This is a genomic window from Thermosyntropha sp. (assembly GCF_017656155.1).
Classification (GTDB): domain Bacteria; phylum Bacillota; class Syntrophomonadia; order Syntrophomonadales; family Syntrophomonadaceae; genus Thermosyntropha.
On record NZ_JACDOH010000002.1, the window covers coordinates 311359 to 324573 of the forward strand.

Consider the following 13215-nt stretch of genomic DNA (forward strand, 5'->3'; position numbering starts at 1 on the left):
TGTTCCTTCCTCCTGTTTCTTATTAGTGCAAATCAGTTTCAGTAAACCGCTTAACTCTTATAAGGCCAGAACAAGGAATAACATTCAACCCTTCTTTTTCCAATTCATCCAAGAAAAGATTCATACCCAAAGAATCACTTGCCATATGTCCGGCTATAACAACATTTATATTATTTTCTTTGGCAGCCTGCCTGTGCTTATCAGGCATATGCATACATATAACAGTACCTACCCCGGCTTGAGCCAGCTTTTCATAAGATTGAACTGCCCCTGATGTTCCGCCGGTCATTTTGACTAAAATTTTACCGGCTCTTCTCTTCTTTTCTCCCACTATAATTTTAGGCCCGGCTTTCATTTCTTTAGCCTTTTTATATTCAGGAATATCAAGAAGAATATCTAAAATATCATTTAATGTATAAGGCTTTTTTCGCTCAAAAATTTCGCCTAAATAATTATTGACCAGGTTGTCAGCAGGAGAATGTACGCACATAAAAGGGAAATCCAAAAGCCTTGCCGCATCTACCGCTCTTTGATGATTAACCGGCATAATATTCCTTTCCACTTCGGCAATGCGGGCTGCCATTATCCCTTCAGCTACATTTATCGGCACTCCGAATCGATGCAACATATCCTCCTGTAAGTGCATAACATCATGCAGAGCAGCATAAGCAATTCCTTCCGGATGGTGGGACATTATAAGATCAATGTTATGGCCTTTTTCCCTTAACCTGTCAGCTAAAAGCACTTCAGCCGTTTCCATATCTATCCCGCAGAGAATTGTTTTTATTTCCTCTTCTCCTGTCCCCACCAAAATGCGGGTATCGCTAAAAGGATTAACCAGATTTTCTATATCAAACAGCTCTTTTTCTTCTTCGCTCAATTTTTCATATTCCTTTTCTTCATCCTCCAGTAACTTTTGAAGATAATTTCCCCTTACATCATACTTCTTGCCTAATTCAACCGCCAGCTCATATATCTCTCTAAGTTTCATTCCTTTTCTCCTCCTTTTTGTCCCCAGTTTTAATAAATTCTCCTTTTACTCCATCTTTAGACAACTTATCTTCCAAAGACTTAAGCTTATCTTCAATACAATCAAGCCTATTTTCGATTTTCTTAAGAAATTCAGGCAATATTACCTCAGGTTTTTCAGCATAAGAATCCTCCTCTAAAAGTTCAAATATTTCCTGGCGTGAAAGGTCATTAAAGGTGGGCACAACAAATCTTTTAGCCCCCTTTAGTCCTAAATCGCGGTAGGTTACAGGTTCATCTTCATCCTTCAAAAGAATGCTAAAACCCCCACACGGCTCAAGTATTCCTTTTTCAACTACATCAATATTTTTTATTCCCTGTTTACGCAATTCCTGCATCAAATCATCAATATTGAACTTCTCTTTTCGCAGGTTTTCTTTTATAACCTTTCCATTATCAATCAGGATAACTGGTCTGCCGGTTATCAAATAAGACAGCTTCTGATTCTTAAGCGCTGCATAACCTACCAGATATTCTAAAACAGCCAGAGTAAAAAGTATAACTATTCCTTCATAAAAAGGTATACTCTTATCTAAAGCAACGGAAACTACCGTATGTCCAACTCCAGTCATAACTACAAAATCAAAAGGGCCCAGTTCTCCTAAAGCCCTCTTCCCCAAAAGGCGAATCATAAGCAAAGCCATAAAATACATAACGGCAGCCTTTAACATAAAATCCAGCAAAACATTTACCCACCTGCTTAATAATATTCTATGGCTTATTATTTCGCCAGTCTATAAAGGTTTATTCCCGGCTTTACAGCCTTTTATTCCTTTTTTAAAAATTTTACAAGTTTATCATAAGGCCAGGTATTAATTACATCATCAGGGGTAATCCATCCCCGCCGGGCATTAATTACCCCATATCTTATCAAATCAAGGTCTTCTTTATTATGTGCATCACTGTTAATCGCTATCTTTACTCCATATTCCTTGGCCTTAAAAGCAGTTTCTTCATCAATATCCAACCTTTCCGGATGAGAGTTTATCTCTAAAGCTACATTATAACGGGCAGCTGTTTTAAGTATTCCATCTATGTCCAGTTCATACCCGCTCCTCCGATTTAAAAGCCTTCCCGTCAAATGCCCAATAATATTTACTTTTCCACTCTTAATGGCATTAAGTATCCTCTTTGTCTGTTTTTCTTTATCCATCTTAAAATTTGAATGAACAGAAGCTACAACTATATCAAGATTTTCCAGGACCTCATCACTGAAATCCAGGCTTCCATCTTTCAAAATATCAACTTCAATCCCTTTCAGAATTTTAAAATCTTCAATTTTAAGGTTTAAATCATCAATAACCCTACCTTGGGCTAAAAGCCTCTCTTCATCAAGTCCCCCGCTTATAGGCAGGGATTTAGAGTGATCAGTCACCGCCATGTAGCTGTATCCTTTTTCTTTAGCCTTTCTCACCATTTCCATTATTTCATGGGCACCATCGCTCCAATCAGAGTGAACATGTAAATCTCCCTTTATATCCCCTAACTCAACTAAAACAGGCAGCTCATTTAAACGCGCTTTTTCAATCTCACCTCGATTTTCCCTTAGCTCAGGAGGTATAAACTGCATATTAAGCTTTTCATATATTTCTTTTTCCGAAACAGCTCCCCTAAAACTGCTGCGCCCAATTTCTGAAAATAAAACTGCACGGTGAGGCTTGGAACCAGTCGTCCATACCAGACTATGATAATAATCATCAGGGAGAACTATTATAAGCTCAAAATCTATGTCAAAAATAAGCTTGCCGCTTACATTCTCTTTATCCTTCCTGTTTATTTTCTTAATCTCCGTAAACTGCTCTGCTTTCTCATGAACTGCCAGATAGTCTTCAGCTGCTACCAGTATATCTATATCGTTGACTAATGGCTTTCCCCGGCGCAGGCTGCCTACCACCGAAGCAGCCAAAATCCTTTCATCTTCCAGCAGAAAATCCCGAAACTTCTCAGCAAGCGGCAGGGCTATTCCCAGATTAACCTTTCCTCTGTTCTTTTTAAGCATCTCAATTCCTTTCTTAATATTTTCTTCAGTTTTTTCACCTATTCCGGGAATTTCTCGCAGCCTGTGCTCTTCGGCAGCTTTCAGAAGATCATCGATATTATCGATACCGGTTTTTTCATATATAAGCTTAACCATTTTATGTCCTATGCCGGGAACAGACAACATTTCCAGAACGCCTTGCGGCACTTCCTTTAAAAGATTTTCATAATATTCCATACTTCCTTTTTCTAAAAGCTCTTCAATTTTTCCCTTTACTGCCCTACCTACCCCTGGGACATCTCCTATTTTATCCTTCTTATATAGAGAACGCAGATCTTCATCCAAATAATATATTGACTGGGCAGCATTACGATAAGCCCTGATCTTGAAAGGGTTTTCTTCTTTTATCTGAAGTATGTCGGCTATACGATTTAAAATATCTGCAACCTGGCGATTAGTCATATATAATTACCCCATCCTGTTCTTTCTTTCTTCTTCAAATCTCTTAAGCAACTTGTCATATTCATCCTGCAACTTATTAAGTTCATCGGCCAGATTAAGCGCAGTCAATACCGCAATTTTAGCAGTTGAAAAGTTAGGATTGCGCTGATGAATAAGCCTCATTCTTTTATCAATATAAGCAGCCAGCATTTCAATATACTCCGGACTCTCCTCCCCTTTTACCACATAATTTTCACCAAAAATTTCTACATTAACCTTATTAATATTTCCCTTGCTGTTGTCCAAAACAAATGCCTCCCCCTCTTGCAGTCACGGTTTATTTCTATAACCATTATATCTTTTCCTTCCCGGGATATAAACAAAAAGGGACAGATGATAAAATAAAACAGCATTTAGGCACTAATCCCAAATGCTGTTTTAAGACAAATCAGTCTCTATTTTTTCTGGCCAGTTCATTAAAATCTATCCGGCGCCCTTCTGCAATGTATATCACCATTTCCGCAAGATTGGTGGCATGATCTCCTATTCTTTCTAAATGGCCAGCTACCAACAGAAGTTCGGTAGCCTGTGTAATAGTTCTGGGATCCTGCATCATATAGGAAAGGAGTTCCCTGAAAATCTGCTCATAAAGGGCATCCATCTCTTCTTCCATAGGTATTAAACTCATAGCCGTCCCAACATTTTCATATATAAATGCATCTAAAGCCTTTTTAATCATTTCCTGTCCTATATCCGCCATGCGCGGAATATCAATTAGTCTTTTTATATAAGGCTGTTCATAAAGGGCAATTGTAATTCTGGCTATATCTTCTGCATGGTCTGCCATTCTCTCCATATCAATTATCATGCGCAAAATAGTAGCAATAAGTCTTAAATCCCGGGCCATAGGCTGCTTTAAGGCTATAAGCCCCAAGGTCTTCTTCTCAATATCGAATTCCATTTGATCGATAAGGTCATCTCTGGCAATTACTTCATTGGCCAGATTCAAATCCTTATCAACCAGAGATTTTACAGATTTATAAACCTGTTCCTCCAAAAGCCTTCCCATCTTTAAAATCTCTTCTTTTAAGCGTTTAAGTTCATTTTGCAGATTTTCAGCAACCACAATAACTCCTCCTTTTAACCAAACCTTCCGGTTATATAATCTTCAGTTCTCTTATCCCGCGGGTTGACAAAAAGTTCATCAGTCCGATTATATTCAACAAGCCTTCCATTTAAGAAAAAACCGGTATAATCTGAAACTCTGGCTGCCTGCTGCATATTATGAGTAACTATTACAATCGTATAATCAGTTCTAAGCTCTGCAATAAGCTCTTCCAGCCTGGCAGTAGAAACAGGATCTAAAGCTGAAGCAGGTTCATCCATTAAAATAACTTCAGGATTTACTGCCAAAACACGGGCGATAACCAGCCTTTGCTGCTGTCCTCCTGATAAACCGGTAGCTGGTGATTTCAAACGATCCCTAACCTCATCCCATAGATTGGCTGCCTTTAAACTTTTCTCCACAATCTCATCTAGGGTTCTTTTATCTTTTATGCCATGAATTCGCGGGCCATAAGCAACATTTTCATATATAGACATAGGAAAGGCAGAAGGCTTTTGAAAAACCATACCTACTTTTTTGCGAAGTGCAACTACATCTACATCTTTTTCATATACAGGTTTATCATCTATATAAATTTGTCCTTCAATCCTAACCCCATCGATTAATTCATTGAGCCTGTTTATACTGCGAAGAAATGTTGACTTTCCACAACCGGAAGGGCCGATTAATGCAGTAACCTTATTGCTTTCTATATCCATATCAATATCATAAAGCGCCTGGAAATTTCCGTAAAAAACCTTTAATCCCCTGCTTTTTATCTTTATGATATTTTTCATAATATCCACCTCAAATCAATCATTAAATTACTTCTTTAAAGGAAATAAACGCTTCATTCCATAATGAGCCGCATAATTAATAATCACAATAAACAAGATAATGACAAAAGCGGTTCCAAAAGCGCGTTCCATCGATATTCCTTCCATAGCCAGTATATAAAGATGCACTGCCATAGTCCGGGCAGGATCAGTAACACTTGCAGGCATTCCCAAAGAACTTCCGGCAGTTAAAAGAAGAGCAGCCGTTTCCCCTACTGCTCTTCCTATGGAAAGAATAATACCAGTTGCAATTCCTGGAAGAGCAGAAGGAAGCACTATCTTTCTTATGGTCTGCCATTTTCCTGCACCTAAAGCCAGGCTATTTTCCCTGTATTCACGCGGAACCGCCAAAATTGCTTCCTGGGAAGTGCGGGTAATCGTTGGCAGTATCATAATTGCCATAGTCATAGCACCAGATAAAATCGACCAGCCCCAACCTAAAAAAATAACAAAAAATACAAAACCAAAAAGTCCAAATACTATAGAAGGAATACCAGCCAAAGTCTCTGCCGTCAAATTTACCAGATAAGCAAAACGGCTGTTTTTATGAGCATACTCTTCTAAATAAACTGCACTGGCAACCCCAATAGGAACTGCTAGAACAAGCGACCCTAAAACTAAATAAAGGGTGCTTATAATTGTGGTTGAAATTCCACCTTCTTTGCCGGCTCTAGCTGGAGGACTGAAAAGAAATTCAAAATTCACCGAAGAAATCCCCTTCAAAACAACATAACCTATAATTACCATCAAAATAGCCGCTATAGCCAGAGCAGCCAGCCAAAAAACTCCGGTCAGCAATTTTTCGCGCAAATTAACGGTTCTCATTACTAATACCTGCCTTCGCAAAAATATCAACTACTAAATTAAGAACAACAATGAAAATAAACAAAACAGTTCCTGTGCCAAAAAGGGCTGCCTGATGGTCTCCTGCCGCATAACCCATTTCCAAAACTATGTTGCTGGTCATAGTTCTCACCGGTGACAATATGCTGTCAGGGACAATTGCTGCATTTCCCGTTACCATAACTACAGCCATAGTTTCACCTATAGCCCTTCCCATTCCTAAAACAACTGCAGTAACTATTCCCGATCTGGCGGCCGGAATGATTACCCGTCTTATCGTCTGATAATGGGTAGCCCCCAAAGCCAGCGAATTTTCTTTATATTCCTTGGGTACAGCCAGTATAGAATCACGTGAAATATTAATTATTGTAGGTAAAATCATGATACCTAAAATAAAAACTCCTGCCAGAATACTCATGCCGCTTCCGCCAAAATTTTCTCTTATAAAAGGCACCACCACGATAAGACCAAAAAAACCGTAAACTACAGAAGGTATGCCAGCCAAAAGCTCAATAAAACTGCCTAAAATATCCCGTGTTTTAACTGGTGCCACCTCTGCCATAAAAACAGCAGTTATCAATCCTAAAGGTACTGCCCACAAAAGGGCACCAAAAGTTACGGCTAGTGATCCTATAAACATGCTTCCAATGCCGAACTTCCCTTTTAAAGGATTCCATTCAGTATTAAAAAGAAATTCAGATATTCCTGTCTTTGCTATTAAAGGTATTCCCTTGGCAAAAATAAATAAGGTTATCAAAAGTATAGCTAAGATAAAAATACCGGCACTGAGGATCAAAACCCTTTCAATCCATAACTCACTGTTGCTTTTAGGTATATTGTCTTTATACTTTTCCTGCCAGGCACAAACAATATTAAATTTATTTTTAACACTTTCTACAATCGTATAATCAGGCATAATATCACCAACCCCGTCAATTTCTTGTTTAATCTTAATATGCCACTGTTAATCTTCACTTAATCGAACCTTTATTTATTGTAAAACCAATGTAAAAAACAAAATAAAAGCCTGCCAGTAACCAAAGCAGGCTTAAAACTCATACTCGCCTTAGAGCTGCATCAGCATGCAGTCTCTTTAGCATTTGGTTTTATGGGTCACAGCCCTGTCTGTGCCCGTGCTACTTTAGCAAAGATTACTTTATCCTTACAGCACCTTCATCTTCAATAATCTTCTGCCCTTCATCGCTCAAAACAAAGTCGATAAATGCTTTTACCGCTCCAGTCGGTTCTCCTTTAGTCAGATAAATAAACGGTCTTGCAATCTTATAGCTCTTATTTTTTACATTCTCCTTATTAGCCTCAGTCCCATCTACCTTAATTGCCTTTACCTCATCGTTTACAGCCGGTAAAGATACAAAACCTATTGCGTTTTTATCCCCAGCTACCGTAGTTCGGACTGCACCGGTGGAGTTTTGAATAATTGCCTTGCTGGTAATATCCTCTTTTTCCATTACAATCTCTTCAAATGCACCTCTGGTTCCTGAACCTGCTTCACGGCATATTACAGTTATAGGAGCATCATCTCCTCCCACCTCTTTCCAGTTAGTTATATTCCCCAAATAAATATTCTTAATGTCTTCTTTTTTCAGGTTGTCGATTTTATTAGAAGGATGAACTATAACCGCAATACCGTCATAAGCAATCACATATTCTTTAAGCCCCTGCTTTTTTTCCTCTTCCTTAAGTTCACGTGAACTGGCGCCTATATCAGCTGCTCCGGAAGCTGCTGCAGCTATACCTTGACTGGAACCACCGCCCTGCACATTAATCTGGATATCAGGGTTATCAGCCATAAATTTTTCAGCCAAAACCTCACTGAACGGCTGAACTGAAGTTGAACCGGCAACAGTAATACTTCCAGAAAGCTTTTCTGTTTGTCCGTTTTCGCCTTTTTCTGCATCTTTCTTCTGTCCGCATCCTCCTACCCACAGAGCAGCTAGCAGCAAGATGCTTAAAGCTAAAATACTGATAATTTTTTTCCCTTTTTTGGTTCTCATTTTTTTGCCTCCTTCAATTTTTTTAAATTCCGTCTGCCTTAAGAATAACTGGTCTGTGTAAAACTGCCGCTCATTCTTTCTAAATTTTCCGTATACAAAATGTAAAATATGCGCAAAAATAAAAAGCCCGTTTCTCAGATTTAACTGAAAAACGGGCTGGTTTTTGACTCAGCGGTAGAGTTCTTCAATTTCCTTGCTGAAGTTCCTAATTATATTACGATACTTATTCTTCAAAGTAGGGGTAACCTCGTCCATGCTTTCTAAAAATCGGCGGTTAGATATGTGATATTTCTTTATTTTTTCATAATCTTCCAGTTCCTCATTGGCAGCCGCAATGTCTTCTTCAATCAGCTTCCTTACCTCTTCATGCTTAACAAAATCATCCCCTACCTTAACACAAATTCTCTCTTCCCCTTCCCCTTCATAGATAATCTGCGACTGATCAAACTCTATTCCCTTAGCTTTCAAGAGATTAATAATATAGTCAAATTTAGGCACCACAACGGCACTTACAAATTTCCGGTTATCACCTACTGCACATATTTGCTCAATATACTTGGCAGTGGCAAACTTGCTTTCCACCTTGGCCCTAGGCACATTTTTACCGGTATCCAAAACCATTATGCTCTTCTTTCGGTCAATTATCTTATAGTAACCGTTGGGTAATTTTACTGCTATATCGCCGGTTTTAAAAAAACCATCTTCGGTAAAGGCTTCAGCAGTAGCTTCAGGATTTTTATAATAACTTAAAAATACTGTCCCGCCTCTTACTAAAAGCTCTCCATCCTCAGCAATTTTCTCTTCACTGAAATACAGGGTAGGTCCTATCGAACCGGGCATTACTGCTCTTAAGCTGTTGAAGTTAACAGCATTCATAGTTTCAGTAAGTCCGTATCCTTCGCATATCCTTATTCCCATCGCCATAAAGAGCTTGCAAAGATCAGCCGGGAGGGCAGCAGAAGCAGAGAAAGCAACCCTAAAATTTCCACCCAAAAGCTGCCGGACCTTGCTGAAAACCGCCTGATCAGCCCACCTATACTCTTCTTTAAGATCTTCAGGCAAACCCTCCAGCAAATCTACATCAAACCCCATATCTACACATCCGTATTCATCAGAACGCTCTTCAATTACCTTAAGCCCAATTTTTACAGCCTTTTCAAATGCAGCTTTCCCCTCGGGAGTAGTACCGGCTGCATCCCTTATAGCCATATATATTCGTTCAAAAATGCGGGGAACACAGCAAAACCAGGTAGGCTTAAAGAGCTGAATATCAGCCAAAACAGTCTGGGGCTTTTCTGCATAAGCAATAGTACATCCGGCATTTATCGACACCATCTGTCCGCATTGTCTTTCATAGGAATGAGATAAAGGCAGAAAAGATAGGTTTATATCATTTTCATCTATCATATATCCAGCATGGGCAAAATTGTTATTATCTGCCTGGATAGCCGTCATTATAGTTTGATGGGTATGTACAGCACCTTTAGGCTGACCGGTAGTTCCTGAAGTATATATTATAGTAGCCGGATCCCATACTTTTATACCATGCCATGCCCTTTCATATGCATAAGAATTTTTATGCAAATAGCGCATACCAATCTCTTTTAAAGTTTTCAAATGAATAAACATAGGATGAGCTGGAAGTGAAACATTTTCTTCCATAACTATGACTTTTTCCAAAACCGGCATTTCTTCAATGACCTGCATAACCTTTTCTATTCCTGCTTCATCCCGGACAAACAAAAACTTTGACCCGGAATTATTTACAATAAACTTTATTTCCTTGGGAGACAAAGTAGGATAAATCGTAACTGTTATACCACCGCTGCACAAAATAGCGAAATCAGCCCAGAGCCACTGGGGACAATTATAAGACATTATAGCTGCCCGATCGTGTTTCTTCATCCCTAAAGCTAAGAGTCCTCCAGCCAAATCCCGCACAATCATGCCAACTTCGGAATAAGTCAAAAATGAAGTAGTATCAGATCCAGTTTTAAACCACTGACACTTTCTTTCTCCATATTTTATAACTGATTCATTAAACATTTGCGGCACTGTACAAACCCTCATATGTTCTCTTTTTACCATTTCCCTTCCCCCTTTAAATCAATCTAATTACATTTTATCATAAATATATTTCAAATTTGTATAATTAATTTTCCTAAATTGTTGTATTATAAAAAAACAGCCTACCTTATGGCAAGCTGTAATACAAAAAATTCAACTCTGTTTTAAAGGTAAAACTACTGAAAATACTGAACCTGCTCCCAGACGGCTTCTGACTTTTACCATTCCCCGATGATTTTCCACAAGATGTTTTACAATAGCGAGTCCCAAACCAGTTCCCCCTGTCTTACGGCTGCGTGCTTTATCTACCCGGTAAAATCTTTCAAAAAGGCGGGGAATCTCTTTTTCCGGAATTCCTTCCCCCTCATCTTTTACTTCAATTCTGACATATTCATTTTCCCTGCTTATGCTTAAGGTTATAGGAGTTCCTGCCGGACTGTAATAAACAGCATTTTCCATCAAATTAAGAATTATGCGCATTATCTGTTCCTCATCTGCTTCTACAACTAAATTCCTTTCTTCACTTCTCAGAACAATATCTTCACTTCTCTCAGGAAACCTTTGTTTTATAATATCTACAGCTTCCCAGGCTATTTTTACAATATCAGTTGGTAAAAAACTAGTCGGCATCTTACCTGATTCTATACGGGAAAGTTCTAAAAGCTCCTCAATCATCTTTTTAAGGCGTTTAGCCTCCTCATAGATAATCCGGCTAAATTCCTCAACATTATCCGAATTTTCCCCCTTCTCCTCCATTAAGGTTTCTGCAAAGCCGCTTATAGCAGCTACCGGGGTTTTAAGCTCATGCGAAACATTAGCTACAAAATCCTGCCTTATCTGTTCCAACCTTTTTAGTTCAGTAATATCATTACAAACTACCAGTATGCTGTCTAAACTCGAATTTTCACTTTCCATTACCGGTATAACATTTACTTCCAGTATCTTTTCTCCCCGGCTGTAAAAATTAACACTTTTGCGCACCGGGGCAAGCCTGTTTTTAGCCTCATCCAACATCCGCACCAGTTCATAATTCTCAATAACCTCTACACCTTTGCGCCCTATAAAATCATCCTTAAATCCAAAAATCAGCCGAGCAACCGGGTTAGCATAAGCAATCCTTCCCTCACTATCAAACATCAATATTCCGTTTATTGTATTATTCAAAACCGCTTCAAAACGGTTTTTTACCTCGGAAATTTCGGTAATAGTCTTTTCCAGATAAACGGTCATATTATTTATCGCTTCCGCTAAAACCCCCAGTTCATCGTCCGATTTATGCAAAACCCTGCGTTTTAAATCACCGCAGGCAATATCCCTGACAGTTTCAGTAATCTCACTTATAGGAGCAGAAAATCTCCGGGCAATGCCGATGCTCAAAATAAATACAGCCATGCCAGTTAACGCAATACTCAAAAATAAAACAGAAAGAAGATTTTTATAAAGGATTTTGACTTCTATAAGCGGTTTAGAAAGCCTTATAACCCCTTTTACATCCCCACTGGCAAAAGGAACGGCTGCATAAACCATCTGAATGCGTGCAGTACCGCTGAGCCTTATATCATAACCTTTTCCATCTTTAAGAGCTTTAACAACTTCAGGGCGATCAGCATGTGATTCCATTTCCTTTTCCTCAAACCGTGAATCAGCTAAAACCTTCCCATCTTCTGCTATTACCGTAATCCTTGCTTCAGTATCTTTAGCTGCTCTAGCTACAACCTCTTTAAGAAAAACATCAAAATTATCCTTTTCTAGCTGGTAAAAACTAAACATTTCACTTATCAAAACTGCTTCATAAGTCAAATTCGACTGGACATTTTCTATATAATAAGTGCGAAAAGTAAGAGACAGAATAACTCCGCTCACCGCTAATATCAAAACAATTACAGCTAAATAAGTTGCAATAAGTCGTGAACGGATAGAATTAAGCATTTTTATCCTCCTCAAACTTATAGCCCAACCCCCTTACTGTTTTTATATACTGCGGATTTTTGGGGTCCTTTTCTATCTTATCCCGCAATTTGCTTACATGAACATCCAGCACTCGGGTATTGGCTCCATCAGCATAGTCCCATAAAACCTCTAAAAGATAATTCCTTTTCAAAACCCGTCCTCTGTTGCGCAAAAAAATTTCTAAAAGTTCATATTCCTTTAAAGTTAGATCTAAAAGCTTGCCATCGTGAAAAATCTCATATCTATCAGGTTTTATAGTAAAACTTCCTACCACAACAGTTTTATCCTTGGTCTCTGGTTCCAAGCCTTTCTCATTTTTTCGCCGTAAGACTGCCTTTACCCGAGCAACCAGTTCCCTGACACTGAAAGGTTTAGTAACATAATCATCTGCTCCCAGCTCCAGGCCTAAAACCTTATCAATCTCTTCATCCTTGGCAGTAAGCATTATTATAGGGGTATTAATATTTTCACTCCTAAGCTGTTTGCAAACCTCCAATCCATCTCTTTCCGGCAGCATCAGGTCAAGTATAATAAGGTCGGGATTATTTTCCTTTACCAAATTATATGCTTCAACCCCATCATAAGCTTTCAAAGTTTCAAAACCTTCTTTGTTTAAATTATAGGTTATAAGCCGAACCAAAGATTCCTCATCATCTACTACCAATATCTTGCCTTTCATATCATATCCACCTCATAAAACATAATTTTTACACCTATATCTTATATTGTCAAAAGACTTAAAAAAATAGCCCTGCACTTTTTTTACCTTTAACTTACAATATCTTTACATTTTAACTTGGACGTTTCCGAAACTAAAAACTATTTTAAACTGGGGACGGTTCTAAAATTAAAAACCATTTTATTTTCGAAACAAATTTTTTAATTATTATGCATTTCAAATATTTAAAAACAAAAGAGGAAGCGGCGTAACAAAATTATGCTACCATTCGC

At 38.4% G+C, this 13215-nt stretch carries 12 protein-coding genes; all 12 read right to left on the minus strand.

What is annotated here, in order from left to right; translation table 11 throughout:
* Nucleotides 1–22: 22 nt before the first annotated feature.
* The 12 genes from H0Z36_RS03380 to H0Z36_RS03435 all read right to left on the minus strand — a co-directional run bounded on the left by H0Z36_RS03380 (nucleotide 23) and on the right by H0Z36_RS03435 (nucleotide 12943).
* Entirely contained in the window at nucleotides 23–991 is a 969-nt protein-coding gene (locus H0Z36_RS03380; protein WP_296863820.1) for an NGG1p interacting factor NIF3, read from the minus strand.
* Nucleotides 981–1712: a DUF421 domain-containing protein gene (locus H0Z36_RS03385; protein ID WP_296863821.1), complete on the minus strand. Its 732-nt coding sequence runs from the start codon at nucleotides 1710–1712 to the stop codon at nucleotides 981–983. The genes H0Z36_RS03380 and H0Z36_RS03385 overlap by 11 nt, the downstream gene beginning before the upstream one ends.
* A gap of 83 nt (nucleotides 1713–1795) precedes the next feature.
* Entirely contained in the window at nucleotides 1796–3469 is a 1674-nt protein-coding gene (gene polX, locus H0Z36_RS03390) for a DNA polymerase/3'-5' exonuclease PolX (protein WP_296863822.1), read from the minus strand.
* A 6-nt stretch (nucleotides 3470–3475) separates the two neighbouring features.
* Nucleotides 3476–3754 carry a cell division protein ZapA gene (gene zapA / locus H0Z36_RS03395; RefSeq protein WP_296863823.1) on the minus strand — a complete coding sequence of 93 codons (279 nt, stop codon included), beginning with the start codon at nucleotides 3752–3754 and terminating at the stop codon, nucleotides 3476–3478.
* A gap of 142 nt (nucleotides 3755–3896) precedes the next feature.
* On the minus strand, nucleotides 3897–4574 hold the full coding sequence (phoU, locus tag H0Z36_RS03400; protein ID WP_296863824.1) for a phosphate signaling complex protein PhoU: 678 nt from the start codon (nucleotides 4572–4574) through the stop codon (nucleotides 3897–3899).
* A 14-nt stretch (nucleotides 4575–4588) separates the two neighbouring features.
* Complete coding sequence (pstB, locus tag H0Z36_RS03405) at nucleotides 4589–5350, minus strand: phosphate ABC transporter ATP-binding protein PstB (protein WP_296863825.1); 762 nt, start codon at nucleotides 5348–5350, stop codon at nucleotides 4589–4591.
* A gap of 27 nt (nucleotides 5351–5377) precedes the next feature.
* Entirely contained in the window at nucleotides 5378–6214 is an 837-nt protein-coding gene (gene pstA, locus H0Z36_RS03410) for a phosphate ABC transporter permease PstA (protein ID WP_296863826.1), read from the minus strand.
* Nucleotides 6201–7148 (minus strand): phosphate ABC transporter permease subunit PstC, encoded by a 948-nt coding sequence (gene pstC, locus H0Z36_RS03415; RefSeq protein WP_296863827.1) that lies wholly within the window; start codon nucleotides 7146–7148, stop codon nucleotides 6201–6203. Before pstC ends, pstA begins: the two co-directional genes overlap by 14 nt.
* A gap of 235 nt (nucleotides 7149–7383) precedes the next feature.
* Nucleotides 7384–8247 (minus strand): phosphate ABC transporter substrate-binding protein, encoded by an 864-nt coding sequence (locus H0Z36_RS03420; RefSeq protein WP_296863828.1) that lies wholly within the window; start codon nucleotides 8245–8247, stop codon nucleotides 7384–7386.
* Between the two features lie 168 nt (nucleotides 8248–8415).
* Nucleotides 8416–10335 (minus strand): long-chain fatty acid--CoA ligase, encoded by a 1920-nt coding sequence (locus tag H0Z36_RS03425; protein ID WP_296863829.1) that lies wholly within the window; start codon nucleotides 10333–10335, stop codon nucleotides 8416–8418.
* A 132-nt stretch (nucleotides 10336–10467) separates the two neighbouring features.
* Nucleotides 10468–12243: a two-component system histidine kinase PnpS gene (pnpS, locus tag H0Z36_RS03430; protein ID WP_296863830.1), complete on the minus strand. Its 1776-nt coding sequence runs from the start codon at nucleotides 12241–12243 to the stop codon at nucleotides 10468–10470.
* On the minus strand, nucleotides 12236–12943 hold the full coding sequence (locus tag H0Z36_RS03435; RefSeq protein WP_296863831.1) for a response regulator transcription factor: 708 nt from the start codon (nucleotides 12941–12943) through the stop codon (nucleotides 12236–12238). The genes pnpS and H0Z36_RS03435 overlap by 8 nt, the downstream gene beginning before the upstream one ends.
* Nucleotides 12944–13215: the final 272 nt, after the last annotated feature.